We start from the raw sequence: 19,567 nt of genomic DNA, 5'->3' as shown, positions 1-19,567 counted from the left end.
GTTTTAGCCTTGTTTTTGTATTTCAACTTGATGTGGATAAGGAATATCTATTCCAGCAGCATCAAGAGCTTCTTTAGTACGTTCTATAGTATCAAAGTTTACATCCCAGTAATCCTCTTTCTTTACCCAAACTCGAGTAAAGAAGTTGATAGAACTATCTCCCAGCTCCGAAACATTTATCGCTGGTGCCGGATCTTTTAAAATAGCGGGATTAGATTCAATAACACTCATTATAACTTCTTTAGTTTTTTTGATGTCTGAGTCGTATCCTACTCCAAAAGTAAAGTCTACACGTCTATTATCTTCCGTACTAAAGTTTGTAATGTTCCCATTAGAAAGACTTCCGTTAGGGATAATAATTTCTTTATTATCTGGAGTTGTTAATTTTGTAGTAAATATTTCAATTTCTTTTACTGTACCAGCTTCACCTTGAGCGTTAATAAAATCGCCAATTTTAAAAGGCTTAAAAATCATAATTAAAACGCCTCCTGCAAAATTACCTAAGGAACCTTGTAAAGCCATACCAATAGCTAAACCGGCTGCAGCTAAAATAGCAGCAAAAGATGTAGTTTCAATCCCAACTTGAGATAAAATACTAATTACTAAAAGAATTTTTAAAGTCCAACCTATTAAATTTGATAAGAACTTTTGAAGACTTACTTCTAATTCTCTTTTCTTCATTATTGTTTTGGCTGCGTTTTGTAATTTTTTAATTACCCACGATCCAATAACCCATATCAGAACAGCTCCTAAAAGCTTTAAACCATATACGGTTATAAATTCAATTCCTCTTTCTGTCCAATTTTCTAAATCCATATTTATATTTTAAGTTAGGGTGTAAAGTTAAAAAAAATAGTTTGATTTCTGGTTTTCAATTAAAAACAGTAGGAAACTCTTTTAAAATAACAATGAAATTAGGGCTAAACCAGCAGGTAAAGATTGTAAAATAAATAGTTTTGGCTTTTTGGTGGTGATGGCTCCAAAAATTCCTGCAACTATCACACAGATTAAAAAGAAAATAAGTGTTTTTACATCGTTATTTACTAGAGCGAAAACAAGCCCTGCCGACAAAAAACCATTATACAAACCTTGATTGGCCGCTAAAGTCTTAGTTTCTTTGGCAAAACTTTGAGACTTTAACCCGAAAATTTTAATCACTTTAGGAGTGGTCCATAAAAACATTTCTAAAAGTAAAAAATAGAGGTGCTCTAAGGCAACCAAACAGATTAAGAATATAGAAATAAGACTCATACTGAATTAATTTTTAATTTGTTTAATGGCCTCTTTTACTTCTTTAACTGGAAGTTGGCAGGCTTGATTAACACAAACATAAATAAATGTCTCGTTTTCTATAAACCTGTTTTCTAATAGAGGCAAAGAACTTTCCTTTGTTGCACCAGCAAGAATTTTGTTTGGAATATATTTTTTATTTAACTCTTTTATTTTCTCGTGAGCTTCTGTTCCAGACACAACAACTTCGTAAAAAGGTTCTGTGTAATTTAGCATTAAATCTAACCAATTGGAATAATTAGAACCGTATTCCTGCATTTCTGGTTTGATATTATTTAACATGTTAGTGGCTGTTTTATGGTAATAGTTATTATCGAAATAACGTGATAATTTAAAGAGGTTTTTAGCCATCATAGAGTTACTTGCAGGAATAACATTGTCTCTGTATTCTGTACTTCTGCTAACTAATAAGGGGTCTTTATTAGATGTAAAATAAAACATACTATTGGTTTCTTCATAAAAATAATCGAATGCATAGTTGGTTAAATCTCTTGCTGCAGATAACCATTTAACGTTTAAGGTATTTTCATAAAGAGCTAAATAGGCATCAATAGTTGTGGCATAATCTTCTAGATAACCATTTATGGTGCTCGTGTTATTTTTGTAGTTATGGTTTAATCCGCCATCTTCTCGCAATTGAACATTGAGTATAAAATTAGCGTTTTTTTCGGCTGTTTTTAAAAAGTTTTCTTCGCCAAATACACGGTAGGCATCTACATAGCCTTTTATCATTAAGGCATTCCAAGATGTTAAAGTTTTATCGTCTAGCCTAGGTCTATTTCTTTTTTCACGTTTTTCTAAAAGAAGTTGCTTCCATTCGGCTTTCTTTTTATTTAAATCTTCAAGAGAAAGCTTGTGCGTCTTTAATATTTTTTCGTCAGAATCTTTTCTAATTAAAACATATTGACTGTTTTCCCATAAACCATAGTTATTAATATTATAATATTCCGAAAATAATTCATAACTCGAACCTAATATTTTTTGTAGTTCTTCTTTCTGCCAAACATAAAATGCACCTTCCTCTAAAGTGCCGTTTGGCATGTTACTATCGGCATCTAAAGAAGAGTAGAAGGCTCCGTTTTGGGCTGTTAACTCACGTTCTACAAACTCTAGAGTTTCATAAACAATATCTTTATATAATGGATCTTTTGTAATTAAATAAGCATCAGAATATAGACTTACTAATTGCGCGTTGTCGTAAAGCATTTTTTCAAAATGCGGAATATGCCAATTAACATCTGTAGAATATCTTGAGAAGCCACCTCCAACTTGATCGTAAAGACCTCCGTAGGCCATTTGAGTTAAAGTAAGGTTTACAAATTTTTGTAAATCTTTATGTTTGTGTTGATAAGCATATCGCAATAAAAAATGATAGTTATTAGGCATCATAAATTTTGGCGCACGTTTAAAACCTCCAAATTTATGATCAAAATGAGCTTCCCAATTTTTAACGGTCTGATCTATAAATTCTAATTTGAATTCTGCCTCTTCTTTATTTAAGGTAACCACATCCATGGCTTTGATACCTTGTTCTAGCTTATCGGCATATTCGTATAGTTTTTCCGGGTGTTTACGGTACAAATCTGAAATTTGCTCCAAAGCACTCATCCATTGTTCTTTTCTAAAATATGTTCCTCCCCAAACAGGTCGGCCATCCGGAAGAGCTATCACATTCATTGGCCAACCACCACTTCCTGTCATAAGTTGCACAGCATTCATATATACCTGATCTATGTCTGGGCGTTCTTCTCTATCAACTTTTATATTTATAAATTTCAAATTCATTAATTCAGCCACTATGGTATCTTCAAAACTTTCATGTTCCATAACATGACACCAATGGCAGGCTGCATAACCTACACTTATAAGAATGAGTTTGTTTTCTTTTTTTGCCTGCTCTAAAACGGTCTCGTTCCACGGATTCCAATCAACAGGATTATGGGCGTGTTGTAAAAGATAGGGACTAGTTTCGTGAATTAAATTGTTTGTATATGCGTGCTTCATGGAGTCTTTGTTTTGTCCTTGACAACTTAATAAAATACTGATTATTAGTAGCGATACGTATTTCATGTATCAAAGTTAAGAATTATAACAATAAAAAAAAGCGTTCACAAGGAACGCTTTTTATACTTTTTATAGCACTTACTTTACTTCAAAAGTAAGTTTTACATTTACTCTAAATTCTGTAACATTGTCGCCACTTACCATAGCGCTCTGCTCCTTAATATAAACAGATTTAATATTTTTAACTGTTTTAGAAGCTTCTTTTACGGCTTTTCTAGTAGCGTCTTCCCAGCTTTCATTAGAACTGGATAATACTTCAATAACTTTTAATACTGACATAATTTTTCTTTTTTATTAAATGAAACTTAAGCGAGTTTTAAAGTTAAGAAAAATTTAGCCGTTAATAGCAATAACGCTTTCTATTTTATCTGGTAACATTTCTTTCAAAATATTCTCAATACCACTTTTTAAAGTATAGGTCGAAGAAGGGCACCCGCTACAGGCTCCTTGTAAAACCACTTCAACAACTTTACTTTCTGGATTATACGAGGTGAATTGGATGTTTCCACCGTCGCTAGCAACAGCTGGTTTTACATACTCATTAAGAATAGTGACGATTTCTTTTGAAATACCGTCCAAATTATCATAATTCCCATCGCTCTGCGTAGTACTTGTAGGTGAAACTTGAGGAGCATCAGCTATTACAATCTCTTTGCCCTGTTCTAAATAACTTCTAATAAACTCACGAAGTTCCATAGTTATATCATTCCAATCGGCCATTTCGTATTTTGTAATTGAAACAAAGTTGTCATCGAAAAACACGTTTTTAACAAAAGGAAAATGAAATAACTCTGCTGCTAACGGAGACATTTTAGCTTCATCTATAGAAGTAAATTCGCAAGAAGTTGTTACTAATTGTTTATTAGCCACAAATTTCATAGCGGTTGGGTTTGGAGTAACTTCGGCATAAACGGTTACTGCGGTTTTTTTAGAAGCAGGTGTTTCTTCTACCACAACACCTCCATTGTTTAAATAGGTTTCTATTTGCTCTGCTACTTCTGCTTGCACATCTTTCCATTCTACTATATTATACCTTTCAATAGCAATAAAGTTGCCAGAGATGTATACCTTTTTAACAAAGGGTAAATAAAATAATTGCTGTGCTAAAGGCGATGATTTTGCCTCGTCTATATTGTTGAATTCGAAACTTTGATGTTGTGTAATAAACTGGTTTATCTCGAATTTTATAATGCTAGTATTGGTAGTTTCTTTAATTGAAACTTGAAAATTACTCATAAGATAAAGTTTTTTGCAAAAATACTAAAAGATAAATTCAGTTATCCATATATTTGACTTTTTCGCTTTTAAAATACAGGTTTTTTGTCATATATTCACAAAATATTATAAACCTTTAACTATATAGTGAGACTGATAAAAAGTAATTTTTATATATTTGATTTCTGTTTATAATTTTTTTAAAGATTTTGAGTTTTATAATTACCAATTTAACAAGTACTTAAACAGAATCCCTGAAAACTAAAATTATGATATTAAAAAGGTTTTATATGTTAGCTTTTGTGCTTTTTCTAGCGCAGACAGCTATATCTCAAGAGGGTATGCCTGTATACTCCGACTACCTAACCGATAACTATTACTTAATACACCCTTCCATGGCTGGAGCAGCTAACTGTGCAAAAGTTAGAGTTACCGGGCGTCAACAATGGTTTGGAGACGATAATGCTCCCAGACTTTTAACTATGAGTGCTAACGGGAGAATAGGGGAGTCTAATTCGGGAATTGGAGCTATATTTTATTCAGATAAAAATGGATATCACTCACAAAATGGGGTTTACCTAACCTATGCACACCATATCATGTTTTCTAGATCTGAAGTAGATTTAAACATGCTTTCTTTCGGATTAAGTATTGGTGCTTTGCAATATAAATTGGACGAAACAGCTTTTATTAACGAGCCGTTCGATCCTATAGTGGCTGGAATAGAACAAAGTGCTACTAATTTTAATATCGATTTTGGTTTTTCTTATTTCCTATATAACTTTTATGCTCATGCCACTGTAAAAAATATGTTGAAGAACGACGGAGTAAATGCTAACGAAAATGGGCTTTTTGCTTACGATAATCCAAGACAATTTATAGTGAGTGCTGGAAATGTATTTCAAAAATATGATAGCGAATGGAGTTTTGAACCTTCTTTAATGTTTATGTATAAAGACGGTACCAAAGAGTCCTCAATAGATATTAATGCTAAAGCTTATAAAGATTTTGAATTTGGTAAACTTTGGGGAGGCCTTTCTTATAGAAGAAGTTTAGACGGAGCGGAGTTCCAGGACGGAACAGAAATAGCTAGTCAGAATTTACAATATATTACACCAATTTTAGGTATAGACTACGATCAGTTTATGTTTGCATATACCTATTCGTACCAAGCAAATTCGGTAGTTTATAATAATGGAGGTTTCCATCAAATAACTCTAGGTTATAAGTTTGGTTGTAAAAAAGAACGATACCACTGTAAATGTCCAGCAGTTAATTAAAAACAAAAAAGCCTTGAAAAATATCAAGGCTTTTTTATGCACTTAACTTTCTGTATTTTTAAACTATAAATAAGACTAGTGTTCAAAAATTACTAGATTAACTTAAAAGCCTAATTTGATTATTTTTTTGAACATCGTATATTAAACTTAAAAAACTTATGCCAATAATAAAATCTGTAAACGGAAAATCCCCACAAATTCCTGAATCTTGCTATATAGCAGAAAACGCTACTATAGTTGGAGATGTTTCAATGGGAGACGATTGTAGCGTATGGTTTAGCGCTGTAATCAGGGGCGATGTTCATTATATAAAAATGGGAAATAAAGTTAATGTCCAAGATGGGGCAGTTATCCATGCCACTTACCAAAAACACCCTACAAATATTGGTAATAACGTATCCATAGGCCATAATGCTATAGTACATGGTTGCACACTTCAAGACAATGTGCTAATTGGAATGGGGAGTATTGTTATGGATAATTGTGTGGTAGAAAGCAATAGTATAATTGCTGCTGGCGCTGTAGTTACTCAAAATACTAGGGTAGAAGCAGGTAGTATTTATGCAGGAGTTCCAGCTAAAAAAGTTAAAGACATAAGTAAAGAATTACTTTCTGGCGAAATCCATAGAATTGCAGAAAACTACGTAAAATATTCTAGTTGGTTTAAATAGTATTTTTTGGGCGTTCCCTTAAAACCTTTTAGGGTTTTAACGTCGCGCTTTCCGTTATATCTTTTCTTAAGGCTAACTACGTATAGTTTAAGCAATTTAAATGTTTTATATAATACATAAGTCCTTTTACCACTGTGTAATAAGAAAAGGATGCCACTGCAATCGCTAACGCAGGGCTTTTTTAAGAACTAACTCTAATTAATTGAGCCTTACTTTTTATTAAAAATCTAAATACTCAACCTTGTATTCTTTCCCTAATAACGACGATAGAACCTCTGTATGTGCATTAGTATAAAACTCTGTTTCAGGATTAGCTCGAGAGGTGTTTAACAGTAAGTGCTGCTCTAAAACAGCTTTTGTTTGTAGGGCAACAGCTTTTCCAGAATCGATTATCTTAATCTGCTCCGGTAAAAGCTCTAAAAGTTGCGGAATAAGATAGGGATAATGTGTACAGCCCAAAACTAGATAGTCTATATTAGCTTCAATCATTGGTTTCATATAGATTTGTAGAAGCGCTTTCATTTCTTTCGAATTTACTTTTCCAGATTCAATTAAGTTTACAATACCTTCTCCCACTTGTTCAACTACATTTATATGGTTTGTAAACAAATCTGTAGCTTTATGGAATAATTCGCTAGCCAAAGTTCCTTTAGTAGCTAAAATGCCTATAGCTTTAGTTTTTGTTTGTAGAGCAGCAGGTTTAATAGCAGGCTCAATGCCTATAATAGGAATATTATAGGTTTCTCTTAAGGTTTTAATGGCATTGGTTGTAGCAGTATTACAAGCAACAACTATTAGTTTACAGCCTTTGCTTAAAAGTAAGTCTATATTTTTTTTACTAAGAGCAATTATTTCTTCCTTAGGTTTTTCTCCATAAGGAGCATTCTTACTATCGGCTAGATAAATAGTATTTTCATGTGGTAAGAGAAGATTTAGTTCTTTCCATATAGAAGTGCCACCCACACCAGAATCGAATATGCCAATTGGTTGATTACTCATATTCTCAAAAATAGAAAAAGCCACTTAAAATAAGTGGCTTTCTCAATATCTTTTTTAAAAGAAAATTAGATACCTAATTCTTTTTTAACATCATCCAATAAGTTTTTACCATCGGCCATGATTACGCCTCCACCTTGAGTAGAATCTAATACATAATCAAAACCTTGAGCTCTAGCTACTTTTAAAATTGCAGATTTAGCTTTTTCAGTAATTGGCTTTAATAAATCAACTTCTTTTTTCTGCATTTCTTGTTGCGCTTGTCCTTGATATTGTTGGATGTTTTGTTGCATTGTTTGAACTTCAGCAATACGCTTTTGGTTTTCTTCGTCTGTTTTTGTTCCAGATTCAGCTTCGTATTGTTTCATTTTGTTTTGATATTCGGTAACCATAGACTGAATATCTGCCTCATAAGTTTTACCCAATTTATCCATTTCTGCTTGAGCTGTATTCATCTCAGGCATAGATTTTATTAAATCTTGGGTGTTAATATGTGCAACTTTACTTTGAGCTTGTGTAAAACTTGTTGCTCCAATAAATAAGGCTGCTGCAAATAAAAGGGTTTTGAATTGTTTCATTTCTAAAATAGTATTAATAAGTGTTATAATTTATTTAATTGTTATCTGTGTCTTCAGGCTCTTTGCCATCAGTGTTTTTATTTTCTTGTGCTTCTTGTCTTTGCCTTTCTCTTTCTTCTTTAGCTTTTTGTCTGTCTTCAAGAATTTTTTGTCGTCTGGCATCTAATTCTTTCTGTCTTTCTTCTCTGTCTTTTAATTTTTGTTGTCTACGTTCCTCTAGAATTTCCTCTCTAGATTTTTGTTCAACTGGCTCTCCTTCTTTTACAACTTCTCCGTCTTCGGTAATTGTTGTTTCTTCATTTTGAGCGTTTCTAGCATTTATTTTTTCTTCTCTAAGTCTTTGTCTTTCCTGAATAATGCTATCTCTTCTTTTTTGAGCTTCTAATTGTTTTTGTTCACGCTCGCTTAAAATCAGTTCTCTTCTTTCTTCGGCTGCTTTTTCTCTAGCTTCTTGTTCTTCGTTTATTTCTGGAAGATTCTCTTCGGCTTCTGCTGCTTTTCGTTCTTGTCTTGTTTGGGCTTGTGTTCTTTTTGCACTTCTAGATATACTTCTAATAACTTCGTCACTAAAATCAAATCTGTCTGCCGAGTACAACATCACAACATCAGCTGCTTTATCAAAAACAAAATCGTATTTTCTTTTTTCAGCCATATCTTGAACGGCTGCAAAAATTTGATCTTGAATAGGCTGAATTAATTGTTTTTTCTGAATCATTAAATCTCCATTTGGACCAAATCGCTTTTGCTGATAGTCAAGAATTTCTTTTTCTTCAAAAGTTATATCTTCTTCACGTTCTTCAATTAGCTCTTTCGTTAAAAGTGCTTTTTCGTTGCTTAAGTCTTTTCTTTTCTGTTCAATGGCACTTAATTGGGTTTCAATTTCTGTTTTCCACTTTTGAACCTTATTGTCTAATTGAGCAGTTGCTTCTTGATATTCTGGAATATTTTGTAAAATATATTCTGTGTCTATATAACCAATTCTTACGCCACGTTGCGCATGAGCAGAGATACTAATTGTAGAAACTATAATCAGTAAAAAAAGAACTTTTAATTTTATCTGTGTCATATATTATAATTTATGGATATATAAATTCTAAAAACATCAGCTACTTATTAGTTTATTTGGACATTTTTGGAATTAAGATTTTCAAAACTAACGAATTTTAATTATAAAAATTTTAATTCACAATGTAAATAATCAAATTGTTATTAGAAAATATCGTGCCAAATTAAAATTGTTGTCCAATAATAAAGTGTGTTTCCCATCCATTTGCTTTATTTTGACCAGGAACTGGATCAAATCCGTAACCTAAATCGATACCTAATAAACCAAAGGCTGGCATAAATACACGTAAACCAGCACCTGCAGATCTTTTTAAATCGTAAGGACTATAATCTTTAAAGTCGTTAACAGAAATACCTCCTTCCATAAAACCTAAAACAAATATTTTTGCTTGTTGCTTTAAAGTAATTGGATATCTTAATTCTAAAGAGAACTTGTTATAGATGGTTCCCCCGTCGTTAGTTGGAACACCATTCTCGTCTACTGGTTGAATAGATTGGTTTGGGTAACCACGTAAACCAATAGTTTCTCTTCCATCTAAACTGTAAGATCCAAGACCATCGCCTCCTAAAAAGAAACGCTCAAATGGAATATCTCCTCTATCTTGATTGTAGGCACCTAAGAATCCAAATTCAGCACTTGGTTTTAAAACTAGTTTTTTAACTATTTCTGCATACCATTCTGCTTTGAATTTAATTTTATAAAACTCTAACCATTTAAAACGCTCTTGGTCAATAGCAGCAATACCATTGTTTGCAGCCATACGCTCTTCATTAGAGTATATCTGGTTAGGATCTTTTACAATTTCGCTTAATTCTTCTCTTTCTTCTTTTAATGCGCCGTAATCCACATCGTTAAATAGAGAATATGGTAAGGTTAATTTAGCACTTACATTAAAATTAGAACCTCCAACTGGGAAAACAGGATCGTTATATGTACTGTTTCTGCTTAATCCTATAGTATATGCCAAGTTGTTAGAATACCCATCTCCAAATGTAAATAGTCCTGTATTATAGTTTTTTAAATTATAATGTTGGTAGCTTACGGCTTGAGATAAGGTGAAAAAGTTATCTGGTTCGTTTAGACGTTTTGCTAATCCAACAGAAACCCCTGTAATATTAAAACGTTTGTCTCTATCTGCTTTTCCTGTTTGGGTATCATATAAAAACTGTTTTGTATGCGAAACGGATGTTGAAAACTGTACTGGTTTTTCTCCACCTAACCAAGGTTCTGTAAATGAGAAACTATAAGTTTGGTAAAACTGACTTGCTTGTAAACGCAAAGATAATTTTTGTCCATCTCCTCTTGGAACAGGTTTGTATGATTCTAAATTAAATATGTTTCTTAAAGAGAAGTTGTTAAAAGATAAACCTAAGGTTCCAATAAAACCACCTCCACCATAACCACCTTGTAGTTCTATCTGGCTAGATCCAGTTTCTACTACAGAGTATTCTAAATCAATTGTCCCCTCGTTAGGGTTTGGGTTGTTGAAATTAGTGGCTATTTGAGCAGCATCGAAAAAGCCTAATTGACTTAATTCTCTAATGGTTCTAATAACATTAGATTTATTATACAATTGACCTGGTCGTGTATGCATTTCTCTGTAAATAACATGATCGTTAGTTACATCGTTTCCAACTACTGATACATCTGTAAAGTAAACAGGTTTACCTTCAGAAATTCTAATCTCTAAATCAATTACATTACCTTGAGCACTAACTTCTACAGGATTGATTGAAGAAAATAAATACCCGTTGTTTTGATATAAGTTTGTAATATCTATAGCATCAGGGTTTTCTACATCTGCAATTCTTTTTTCTAATAAAACACCGTTATAAGTGTCTCCAGGGTTTATTCTTAGAGTTCGTCTTAAAACTTGGTCTGAATAAACAGTATTTCCAATAAAGTTAATTTGTCCAAAGGTGTATAATTCTCCTTCTTCTAATTCTATATAAAGAGCTACGTGTTTTGGATCTAGAACTACTAGGCTATCAGATAATATACGTGCATCTCTGTAACCTATTTCTTTGTATTTATCAACAATACTGTTGAGGTCTTCTCTAAAATCACCCTCTATGTATTTTGAACGTTTAAAAATATGGGTAATGTTTTTCTGCTTGGTATTTTTCATAGCCTTTTTTAGTTTGCTATCTGTAATTACCGAGTTTCCAGAAAAGTTGATGTTCTTTATTTTTACCTTTTTGCCTTTATCTATATTGACTACCATATTCATAGCCGATTTTGAAGTTTGAATAGTATCTTCAATTTCTATGGTATTAATATGGACCTTAGTATTGTAAAATCCTTCTTTTTGGTATTTGCTAACTAAGTAGTTTTTTGTGGTTGTAACTAGGTTTTCTGTTACTTTTACTCCTTTAGTTAAAGAGTTCTCTGTTATGAGTTTCTCTTTTTTGGATTTTTTTATTCCGTTTATTTTAACCTCATTAAGCTCTGGTAAGTCCTCTAATCTTATTTCTAAGAACACCTCTCCATCTTCAACACGATTAATGTAAATTTCAATATTATTGAATAAATTAGAGTTCCATAATTTCTTGATGGCAGTACTAATCTTGTCTCCAGGAACAATAACTTCTTCTCCTTTTCTTAATCCAGAATATGTAATAATGGTTTGCTCACTAAAACTTGTTTCACCAACTACCGCAATACCACCAATAATATATTTTTCGCCATTTTGTGGAGTTATTTCTTGCGCCTGCAGCGTTTGATTACTTACAACAAATAGCAATGTAAAAATAAATAGTATGTATGTTTTCAATAGTACTTTATTAGTTAATTTGTTCACTTGTTTTCCCAAACCGTCGTTCTCTTTTTTGATATTCAATAATTGCTTCATATAAATGCTGCTTTGTAAAATCTGGCCAAAGTACATCTGTAAAGTACAATTCAGCATAAGCAATTTGCCATAAAAGGAAATTACTAATACGTTGTTCCCCGCTTGTTCTAATAAGCAAATCCACGTCGTGTAAATTTTGCGTGTAAAGATGCTTATTAATAACCGATTCATCAATATTTTCGGGCGAAATTATATTATTTTTAACTTTAATGCTTATTTTTTTTACGGTATTTATTAATTCCTCTCTAGAACCATAACTTAAAGCTAAGGTTAATACCATTCTATTATTGTCTTTGGTTCTATCTATTACTTCGGAAAGTTCTTTGAATGCTTTCTTTGGAAGATTGTCCAGATTGCCTATAGCCATTAGTCTGATGTTGTTATCCTGTAGTGTTTTAATCTCCTTTTTTAAGGAAGAAACCAATAGTTTCATTAGAGTTTGTACTTCTAATTTTGGTCGGTTCCAGTTTTCTGTAGAAAAAGCGAAAAGCGTCAAGTTCTCTATACCTAATTCCGCACATCCTTCTACAACCTGTCTTACAGATTTTGTGCCATTTTCATGACCAATAGCCCGTAGCATGCCTTTTTGTTTTGCCCATCTACCATTGCCATCCATGATAATAGCAAGATGTTTTGGTAATTTATTAGTATTTATTTCTGATTTTAAGTCCATTTAAAAAACGCAGTAGCAAGGTTTTCTACCAAAGGTATAAGTTAGTGTGAGGCCTGTAAAAACATACCAATCGTTGTTGTTTTTATTTCCGAATGCCAGATTAGAATCGTTGTCAAAGTCAGGAGCGCTACCATCTATTTCATCACTAAAGGTGTATCTTGCGCCAATTTCTGCCGCTAATACAAAGTTATCCATGAATTTGGCTTTCACACCAAAAACCATAGGAATGCCATAAGCAAAACTTGAAGTGTCTTCTGATCTAAGCTCTCCTCCTGGCGTAAAAAAATAATTGTCGTGATAAGCAACTGATATTCCAGAATATAAATAGGGTGTTACTTTGTTTTTTTCGTCGTGTAAATTAAAGTCGAAAAATGTAAACTCTAACCCTACAGATGCCTCTACTATATCGTTATTAATTTTATATCCTCGTTCTTGACGTCTGGGATCATCCGATTTTAAATCGTTCATCTCCAAATCGCTATACATTAACGAGAATCGAAAGGAATGTCTAGCACTTCTGTTCCATTTATAGATACCACCAACAGCGAGCTGATTTGGTGCAATATAATTTGTTGCGCCAACATCGCCTATAAAGTTACTACCACCAAGAAAAACTCCTATTTCATGAGTTTGAGATTGGCTTAATTGAATAGTTACTATTAAAAAAAATACAGTGGTTAAATACCTCATAAATGTTCAAAAGTTTGCAAATATAATAAATAAGAATTCCCTATAACAATTTGAATGGAATAGTATTACGAATAAAACAGCTTTTCTTAAAAATTATTGTTTAATTGCGTCGATCTTCTCCCCAAAGCAGTTTTTTTCGGAGGGTATCAATAAAACTTTCTTGTAATAACTCAATCATTTTAATTTTAAAAGGTGCTTTTTTAATGGTTACAATTGTATCCTTACCAATAGTTGCAATTCTAGAGTCTAAGGAAATTAAATAGTTGTCTTCACGTCCATTTACCTTTATCTCTATTTCTGTAGAGTCGGTAATAATTAAAGGTCTGGCATTTAAATTATGAGGAGAGATAGGGGTTAAAACAAGACTGTTTGTATCAGGTGTAATTACCGGACCACCACAGCTTAAAGAATAACCTGTAGATCCGGTTGGAGTAGCTATTATTAAGCCATCACTCCAATAGGAAGTTAAATATTCGCCATTTAGCTTCGTTTCCACTGTAATCATGGAAGTTGTATTTTTTCTACTAACAGCTATTTCGTTTAATGCAAAATCTAATTCTTGAAAGTCTTCTTGTTCTGGATCTGTTTTTATGCTGAGTAAACTGCGTTCAGAGATTTTGTAATTTCCACATAAAATATCGTCAATAGCAGTTATAATGGCTTCGTTTTGTATGGTTGCAAGAAAGCCTAATCTGCCAGTATTTATTCCTACAATAGGAATGTCTAGGTCTTTTACTAAAGTAGCACTTCTTAGCATGGTTCCATCGCCACCAATACTTATTAATAAATCAAAACTTTTATCTAAAACATTAAAAGTTTTAAAACTACTGTAGTTTTTGTGGTCTGTTAATTGAAGATTTATAATCTTGAAAAACTGTTCTTCTAGATATACATTAGTGTCTTTTTCGTAAAGATGGTCTAAGAGTATTTCTACCGCTTCTTCAGCATTTTTATGATAGAATTGACCGAAAATTGCAATTTTCACAGATTTTATTTTTAATAATTAGCTATTAAGTAAGTAGTAGGGAGTTTTAAAAGAGTTTAATAATACCTGTTTTAGATATTTAAATATTTGCTTAAATAATCTGAACGCTCTTTTAAATTTTCTAGATAACTGTCTTCTTCATGTCCAGAAACAACTTTGTAGCTGTAACGTCTAAACGTTTGCATAATATCGTTTAATCCAGTATTCCCAATTTTTAAGGTTATTTGAACCATATCGTTTTCCATTTTAGATATAAAAGCTCCTAGTAGTTTTCCGTTATTGGATTCTACTATTTGGCTAAGTTCGCTAAAAGAGTAGTCTAAAACTCCTTTTTCAACAATTAATATGCTTCCTGCTTCAGCAAAGAAAGGGGTTTCATTAAAAAGACTAATTACATCGTTTAATTCGTAGTAACCTAAATAGGTGTTGTTTTCACTTAACACAGGCATAATATTCGTAGAATTTTGAGCAAAAGCTTCCAATACATCTAACCATACAGTATGTTCCCTAACGTAAAAGCCTTCAATGGCATGCGTAAAATCTGACAAAGGTTTACCGCTATTAAAGCAATGTGCATCAGTTTCAGACATACAGCCTAAGTAAACATTGTTGTCGTTTTTAATAGGAATATGCGAGTATGTTAACTGATTAAACAAAAGTTGGATGTCTCCAATCTTGTCTTGCCTGTCAAGTGGTTTAATATCGTTTATTATGTAATCTGAAAGATTCATTGTTTCAATTATAGTTATTGCAAATTAATCAAAATTTACTACAATAACCTTGATTGACTTCGTATTTTTGTAGGATTAAAATCTATAAAATGACAAAATTAAGTGTTAATATCAATAAGATTGCAACTTTAAGAAATTCTCGAGGTGGCGATCTTCCAAATGTGGTGCAATTTGCTAAAGATGTACAACGTTTTGGAGCTCAAGGAGTGACCATTCATCCAAGACCAGACGAAAGACATATTAGATATCAGGATGCATACGATTTAAAATCTGAAGTTTATACGGAATATAATATTGAAGGAAACCCAGTAAAAAAGTTTATGGATATGGTTTTAGAATTAAAACCTACACAAGTTACCTTGGTGCCTGATGCTGAAAATGCTATTACTAGTAATGCTGGTTGGGATACTGTTAAGCATAAAGATTATTTAATGGATGTTATCAAGGAGTTTAAAGATCATGGCATTAGAACTTCCATTTTTGTAGATCCAGAATTAAAACAAATTGAAGGAGCTAAAGCAACTGGAACAGACAGAATAGAACTTTATACCGAAGCGTTTGCTCATCAATTTGGTCTGGGTAATAAATCGGCTATTAAACCATATACTGCTTGTGCCGAATTAGCAAATTCTTTGGGTTTAGGAGTAAATGCAGGTCACGATTTATCTTTAGATAATATTGCATATTTTAAGCAACATGTTCCGGAGTTATTAGAGGTTTCTATAGGACATGCTTTAATTTCTGAAAGCTTATACTTAGGTATTGAAAATGTTATACAGATGTATTTACAAAAGCTTTCTTAAAACGCTTGTTTGTAGTTTACAGGTTTAGATTATAAGAAGGATAGAAAAAACAGAAAAGGTTTTAGTTTATAGTAATTGACGAAAAACTCTGGTTAAAAGAAATATTAGGTTTCTGCAGTTGTTTGTTAAAATTCTAGGATAAAGAATTCAGCATGTAAACTAACAAACAGAAACTGTAAATGCCAGGTTGAAAAACATATAAAATCATGACGAGAAAAGAAGAATTATATTCAAATATTATTGGTGAAGGAAATCCCTTTGTTATTCTTCATGGCTTTTTAGGCATGAGTGATAATTGGAAAACTCTGGGCACTAAATTTAGTAAAAGTAACTATCAGGTTCATTTAATAGACCAGCGTAATCATGGAAGAAGTTTTCATAGCGATAATTTTAACTATGAAGTTTTAGTAGAAGATTTAAAAAACTATTGCGATAGAAACGATTTAAAGAACATTGTTTTGCTGGGTCATTCCATGGGAGGGAAGGTTGCCATGCTTTTTGCTGCCACTTACCCAGAATTGGTTTCAAAACTAATAATTGCGGATATCTCACCTAGATACTATCCAGTACATCACGACCTTATTTTGGAAGGTTTAAGCAGTCTGGATTTTGAAAATATGGAAAGTAGAGGGGATGCAGACGATCAGTTAGAAAAATATATTTCAAATTTTGGAATCCGACAGTTTTTATTGAAAAACTTATATTGGACAGAAAGCAAGAATCTAGCTTTAAGAATAAATTTAGAAGTTTTAAAAAGCAATATCGAAGAAATTGGCGAACCCTTGCCAATTCATGCCCAATTTAAAGGAGAAACACTTTTTTTAAGAGGCGATCGCTCGGAATATATAGGAGCACAAGATGAAACTTTAATCAAAAATCATTTTCCTAATTCTAAAATTATAACTATTCCAAAGTCAGGACACTGGTTACATGCCGAAAATCCGAAAGTTTTTTATAACGAAGTTATGAGCTTCCTAGCATAACAAAAGCTAATTTTCTATCTTTGAATTTAACATATAAAAGAACTTATGAACTTAATTATACGGATTTTATTAACTGCTGTGGCAGTAGTTGTTTTAGCTTACCTCTTGCCCGGTGTTTATGTTGAAGGTTATGGGGCAGCCGTTATTGTAGCTGTTGTTTTAGGGCTTCTCGATGCCTTTGTTAAGCCTTTATTGGTAGTTTTAACCTTGCCAATTACAGTAATAACTTTAGGCTTTTTTTTATTGGTAATTAATGCTTTAATTATTTTAATGGCCAATAAATTTATTAGTGGCTTTACAGTAGATGGCTTTTGGATTGCTTTGCTATTTAGCTTTTTATTATCTATTCTTCAGTCTATCTTGTTTTCTGTCTTAAAAGACGATGTAAACTAGGCTGACATACAATACGTTAAAAACTTTGTTGGGTTGTAAAAAATATGTATTTTTGCAACCCAATTTTTATGTCATAATATAATGAATATTACAAGAGAAAACATCGATGCATTAAATGCTGTAGTAAAAGTAGATATCGCAAAAGACGATTATAGCGATAAGGTTGATAAAATCTTATCCGATTATAGAAAAACAGCAAACATTCCTGGTTTTAGAAAAGGTCATGTACCAATGGGAATGGTTAAAAAGCAATACGGGAAAGCCGTATTGGTTGATGAAGTAAACAAGTTATTACAAGAAGCTTTAAATAAGTACTTAACTGAAGAAAAGCTAGATGTTCTTGGACATCCAATCCCAAAACCGCAAGATGATTTAGATTGGGATTCAGATAAATTATCTTTTGAATTCGAATTAGGACTTGCTCCAGAATTTGAAGTGGAATTAAAAAGTAAAAAACCTATCACACAGTATCAAATTGTTGCTGGAGATGAGATGATTGACGATCAAATTAAAAACGTTCAAAAACAATACGGTAAACTAAAGCCGCAAACAGAAATCACTAAAGATAGCGAGGTTACTGGAACTTATACAAACGAAGAAAAAGGGATTGAAAATTCAGTAACTTTAACTTTAGATAAGTTTAAAGGGAAAGCAACTGAAAAGAAATTTGTTGGAGCTAAAGTTGGAGATGTAATCAAATTAAAAACAAAAGGACTTTATAACGACGATCACGAATTAATGCATGCTTTAAAATTAGAGCACGACGCTGTTCATGGTTTAGATATTGAAGTTGCTTTTACAATTACAGAAATTAACGAACGCGAATTGGCAGATCTGGACCAGGATTTATTCGATAAATTATTTGGTGAAGGTGTTGTAAAATCTGTAACCGAATTAAAAGAAAAAATCAAAGAAGATGCTGAAAAGCAATTTAAACAACAATCCGAACAAAAGTTGTTAAATGATGTTACTGAGCATTTGGTTGAAAACACTAAATTCGATTTACCGGCAGAATTTCTAACAAAATGGATGCAAACATCTGGAGAAAACCAATTAACAGAAGACCAAGCTAAAGAAGAATACGAAAAATCTGAAAAAAGCTTACGTTACCAATTAATTGAAGGGAAATTAATTACCGATAACGACATCAAAGTAACAATGGATGATATTAAAGGACAAGCTAAAGAAATGATTAAAATGCAAATGGCGCAATTTGGTCAAATGAATCCTTCAGATAAGGAGTTAGAAGATATTGCTGCTCGTGTATTATCTAATCAAGATGAAGCACGTAGAATCTCAGAACAACTTATTAGCCAGAAACTATTAGAGCTTTATAAAGAAAAGGCAAATCTTAAAACCAAAGAACTTCCTTACGAAGCTTTTGTAAAAGAAGTTTACGGCGATAAGTAATATTTAAATAGATTACTAAACCTCTGTCAAGGATTAGTATTTATTTAACTAAATAATCCTTATATTTAGGCGTTAAAATTGTAATTTTAACGCCTTTTTAATTCACATTTAATAGATAAAATAACCTTTATGAATTACGCAAAAGAATTTGAAAAATTCGCTATAAAAGACCAAGGAATAAGTAGTACGTATTACGATAAAATTATCAGCCATATGTACCCAACTAATTTAACGCCTAATATTATTGAGGAGCGCCAAATGAACATAGCTATCTTCGATGTATTCTCTAGATTAATGATGGATCGTATTATCTTTTTAGGAACGGCTATCAACGATCAGGTTGCAAATATTATTCAAGCACAGTTGTTGTTTTTAGAAAGTACAGATTCTTCTAAAGACATTCAGATATATATTAACTCACCAGGTGGAGGTGTTTATGCTGGTTTAGGTATTTACGATACGATGCAGTTTATTAAACCAGATGTAGCTACAATCTGTACAGGAATGGCTGCTTCTATGGGAGCTGTTTTATTATGCGCCGGAGAAAAGGGTAAACGTAGCGGATTAACACATTCTCGTGTTATGATTCATCAGCCTTTAGGTGGAGCTCAAGGACAAGCAAGTGATATAGAAATTACAGCTAGAGAGATCTTAACCCTTAAAGAAGAATTATATAAAATTATTAGTAAGCATTCCGGACAAGATTACGACAAAGTTTACGCAGATAGTGATCGTGATTATTGGATGAAAGCCGATAAAGCTAAAGATTACGGAATGATCGACGAGATTTTAGTACGTACTTAATCTAATACGAAGAAAAATAGTTATATTAAAGACATTGTTTTTAGAGAGAATAATGATTTAAACGGCGTTAAAACGCTGATATAA

Annotated in this window: 20 protein-coding genes; 7 read left to right on the top strand and 13 right to left on the bottom strand. The window is 32.3% G+C overall.

The features are described 5' to 3' along the window. Positions 1-3 precede the first annotated feature (3 nt). From OS188_RS02275 to OS188_RS02255, 5 genes are all read right to left on the bottom strand, one after another. Positions 4-816: a mechanosensitive ion channel family protein gene (locus OS188_RS02275; RefSeq protein ID WP_267147194.1), complete on the bottom strand. Its 813-nt coding sequence runs from the start codon at positions 814-816 to the stop codon at positions 4-6. A gap of 81 nt (positions 817-897) precedes the next feature. Continuing rightward, entirely contained in the window at positions 898-1,251 is a 354-nt protein-coding gene (locus OS188_RS02270) for a DUF1304 domain-containing protein (RefSeq protein WP_267147193.1), read from the bottom strand. A 6-nt stretch (positions 1,252-1,257) separates the two neighbouring features. Beyond that, positions 1,258-3,294, bottom strand: a complete 2,037-nt coding sequence (locus OS188_RS02265; RefSeq protein ID WP_267147262.1) for a thioredoxin domain-containing protein — start codon at positions 3,292-3,294, stop codon at positions 1,258-1,260. 138 nt (positions 3,295-3,432) lie between these two features. Then, a complete protein-coding gene (locus OS188_RS02260; RefSeq protein WP_267147192.1) occupies positions 3,433-3,633 on the bottom strand; it encodes a dodecin family protein in 201 nt (66 codons plus the stop codon). Between the two features lie 54 nt (positions 3,634-3,687). After that, positions 3,688-4,590 (bottom strand): NifU family protein, encoded by a 903-nt coding sequence (locus OS188_RS02255; protein ID WP_267147191.1) that lies wholly within the window; start codon positions 4,588-4,590, stop codon positions 3,688-3,690. Between the two features lie 248 nt (positions 4,591-4,838). Between OS188_RS02255 and OS188_RS02250 the strand changes: the two genes are divergently transcribed. Together OS188_RS02250 and OS188_RS02245 are read left to right on the top strand one after the other, a co-directional pair. Continuing rightward, a complete protein-coding gene (locus tag OS188_RS02250) occupies positions 4,839-5,849 on the top strand; it encodes a PorP/SprF family type IX secretion system membrane protein (RefSeq protein WP_267147190.1) in 1,011 nt (336 codons plus the stop codon). A gap of 158 nt (positions 5,850-6,007) precedes the next feature. Continuing rightward, complete coding sequence (locus OS188_RS02245) at positions 6,008-6,520, top strand: gamma carbonic anhydrase family protein (protein WP_267147189.1); 513 nt, start codon at positions 6,008-6,010, stop codon at positions 6,518-6,520. Between the two features lie 219 nt (positions 6,521-6,739). Here OS188_RS02245 and murI read toward each other — a convergent pair whose 3' ends face one another. From murI to OS188_RS02205, 8 genes are all read right to left on the bottom strand, one after another. Continuing rightward, entirely contained in the window at positions 6,740-7,519 is a 780-nt protein-coding gene (gene murI / locus OS188_RS02240) for a glutamate racemase (protein ID WP_267147188.1), read from the bottom strand. A gap of 65 nt (positions 7,520-7,584) precedes the next feature. Further along, a complete protein-coding gene (locus OS188_RS02235) occupies positions 7,585-8,094 on the bottom strand; it encodes an OmpH/Skp family outer membrane protein (RefSeq protein WP_267147187.1) in 510 nt (169 codons plus the stop codon). A 34-nt stretch (positions 8,095-8,128) separates the two neighbouring features. Further along, the gene (locus OS188_RS02230) at positions 8,129-9,160 is read right to left on the bottom strand and encodes an OmpH/Skp family outer membrane protein (RefSeq protein ID WP_267147186.1); all 1,032 of its coding nucleotides are present in this window, start codon (positions 9,158-9,160) and stop codon (positions 8,129-8,131) included. Positions 9,161-9,323: 163 nt separating this feature from the next. Continuing rightward, positions 9,324-12,011 carry an outer membrane protein assembly factor BamA gene (bamA, locus tag OS188_RS02225; protein WP_267147185.1) on the bottom strand — a complete coding sequence of 896 codons (2,688 nt, stop codon included), beginning with the start codon at positions 12,009-12,011 and terminating at the stop codon, positions 9,324-9,326. Then, complete coding sequence (gene uppS / locus OS188_RS02220; protein WP_267147184.1) at positions 11,944-12,684, bottom strand: undecaprenyl pyrophosphate synthase; 741 nt, start codon at positions 12,682-12,684, stop codon at positions 11,944-11,946. Before uppS ends, bamA begins: the two co-directional genes overlap by 68 nt. After that, on the bottom strand, positions 12,685-13,374 hold the full coding sequence (porG, locus tag OS188_RS02215) for a type IX secretion system protein PorG (RefSeq protein ID WP_267147183.1): 690 nt from the start codon (positions 13,372-13,374) through the stop codon (positions 12,685-12,687). A 100-nt stretch (positions 13,375-13,474) separates the two neighbouring features. Then, a complete protein-coding gene (locus OS188_RS02210; protein ID WP_267147182.1) occupies positions 13,475-14,359 on the bottom strand; it encodes an NAD kinase in 885 nt (294 codons plus the stop codon). A 71-nt stretch (positions 14,360-14,430) separates the two neighbouring features. Then, positions 14,431-15,090 (bottom strand): CBS domain-containing protein, encoded by a 660-nt coding sequence (locus OS188_RS02205; RefSeq protein ID WP_267147181.1) that lies wholly within the window; start codon positions 15,088-15,090, stop codon positions 14,431-14,433. An 89-nt stretch (positions 15,091-15,179) separates the two neighbouring features. Between OS188_RS02205 and OS188_RS02200 the strand changes: the two genes are divergently transcribed. The 5 genes from OS188_RS02200 to clpP all read left to right on the top strand — a co-directional run bounded on the left by OS188_RS02200 (position 15,180) and on the right by clpP (position 19,483). Further along, positions 15,180-15,893 carry a pyridoxine 5'-phosphate synthase gene (locus OS188_RS02200; RefSeq protein ID WP_267147180.1) on the top strand — a complete coding sequence of 238 codons (714 nt, stop codon included), beginning with the start codon at positions 15,180-15,182 and terminating at the stop codon, positions 15,891-15,893. Between the two features lie 206 nt (positions 15,894-16,099). Further along, positions 16,100-16,876, top strand: a complete 777-nt coding sequence (locus tag OS188_RS02195) for an alpha/beta fold hydrolase (protein ID WP_267147179.1) — start codon at positions 16,100-16,102, stop codon at positions 16,874-16,876. 45 nt (positions 16,877-16,921) lie between these two features. Beyond that, entirely contained in the window at positions 16,922-17,269 is a 348-nt protein-coding gene (locus tag OS188_RS02190) for a phage holin family protein (protein WP_267147178.1), read from the top strand. Between the two features lie 81 nt (positions 17,270-17,350). After that, complete coding sequence (gene tig / locus OS188_RS02185) at positions 17,351-18,679, top strand: trigger factor (RefSeq protein ID WP_267147177.1); 1,329 nt, start codon at positions 17,351-17,353, stop codon at positions 18,677-18,679. 129 nt (positions 18,680-18,808) lie between these two features. Continuing rightward, positions 18,809-19,483 (top strand): ATP-dependent Clp endopeptidase proteolytic subunit ClpP, encoded by a 675-nt coding sequence (clpP, locus tag OS188_RS02180; RefSeq protein ID WP_267147176.1) that lies wholly within the window; start codon positions 18,809-18,811, stop codon positions 19,481-19,483. Positions 19,484-19,567: the final 84 nt, after the last annotated feature.

Origin of the sequence: Xanthomarina sp. F1114 (genome assembly GCF_026410255.1) — a bacterium.
GTDB lineage: Bacteria > Bacteroidota > Bacteroidia > Flavobacteriales > Flavobacteriaceae > Xanthomarina.
The sequence above is the reverse complement of the archived record's forward strand: the minus strand, read 5'-3'. Positions and strand labels throughout refer to the sequence as shown.

What these genes read in the sequence shown, in the direction of transcription:
- OS188_RS02275 (WP_267147194.1), bottom strand. Translation starts at nt 816, where the DNA reads ATGGATTTAGAAAATTGGACAGAAAGAGGAATTGAATTTATAACCGTA.
- OS188_RS02270 (WP_267147193.1), bottom strand. Translation starts at nt 1,251, where the DNA reads ATGAGTCTTATTTCTATATTCTTAATCTGTTTGGTTGCCTTAGAGCAC.
- OS188_RS02265 (WP_267147262.1), bottom strand. Translation starts at nt 3,294, where the DNA reads ATGAAGCACGCATATACAAACAATTTAATTCACGAAACTAGTCCCTAT.
- OS188_RS02260 (WP_267147192.1), bottom strand. Translation starts at nt 3,633, where the DNA reads ATGTCAGTATTAAAAGTTATTGAAGTATTATCCAGTTCTAATGAAAGC.
- OS188_RS02255 (WP_267147191.1), bottom strand. Translation starts at nt 4,590, where the DNA reads ATGAGTAATTTTCAAGTTTCAATTAAAGAAACTACCAATACTAGCATT.
- OS188_RS02250 (WP_267147190.1), top strand. Translation starts at nt 4,839, where the DNA reads ATGATATTAAAAAGGTTTTATATGTTAGCTTTTGTGCTTTTTCTAGCG.
- OS188_RS02245 (WP_267147189.1), top strand. Translation starts at nt 6,008, where the DNA reads ATGCCAATAATAAAATCTGTAAACGGAAAATCCCCACAAATTCCTGAA.
- murI (WP_267147188.1), bottom strand. Translation starts at nt 7,519, where the DNA reads ATGAGTAATCAACCAATTGGCATATTCGATTCTGGTGTGGGTGGCACT.
- OS188_RS02235 (WP_267147187.1), bottom strand. Translation starts at nt 8,094, where the DNA reads ATGAAACAATTCAAAACCCTTTTATTTGCAGCAGCCTTATTTATTGGA.
- OS188_RS02230 (WP_267147186.1), bottom strand. Translation starts at nt 9,160, where the DNA reads ATGACACAGATAAAATTAAAAGTTCTTTTTTTACTGATTATAGTTTCT.
- bamA (WP_267147185.1), bottom strand. Translation starts at nt 12,011, where the DNA reads ATGAAGCAATTATTGAATATCAAAAAAGAGAACGACGGTTTGGGAAAA.
- uppS (WP_267147184.1), bottom strand. Translation starts at nt 12,684, where the DNA reads ATGGACTTAAAATCAGAAATAAATACTAATAAATTACCAAAACATCTT.
- porG (WP_267147183.1), bottom strand. Translation starts at nt 13,374, where the DNA reads ATGAGGTATTTAACCACTGTATTTTTTTTAATAGTAACTATTCAATTA.
- OS188_RS02205 (WP_267147181.1), bottom strand. Translation starts at nt 15,090, where the DNA reads ATGAATCTTTCAGATTACATAATAAACGATATTAAACCACTTGACAGG.
- OS188_RS02200 (WP_267147180.1), top strand. Translation starts at nt 15,180, where the DNA reads ATGACAAAATTAAGTGTTAATATCAATAAGATTGCAACTTTAAGAAAT.
- OS188_RS02195 (WP_267147179.1), top strand. Translation starts at nt 16,100, where the DNA reads ATGACGAGAAAAGAAGAATTATATTCAAATATTATTGGTGAAGGAAAT.
- OS188_RS02190 (WP_267147178.1), top strand. Translation starts at nt 16,922, where the DNA reads ATGAACTTAATTATACGGATTTTATTAACTGCTGTGGCAGTAGTTGTT.
- tig (WP_267147177.1), top strand. Translation starts at nt 17,351, where the DNA reads ATGAATATTACAAGAGAAAACATCGATGCATTAAATGCTGTAGTAAAA.
- clpP (WP_267147176.1), top strand. Translation starts at nt 18,809, where the DNA reads ATGAATTACGCAAAAGAATTTGAAAAATTCGCTATAAAAGACCAAGGA.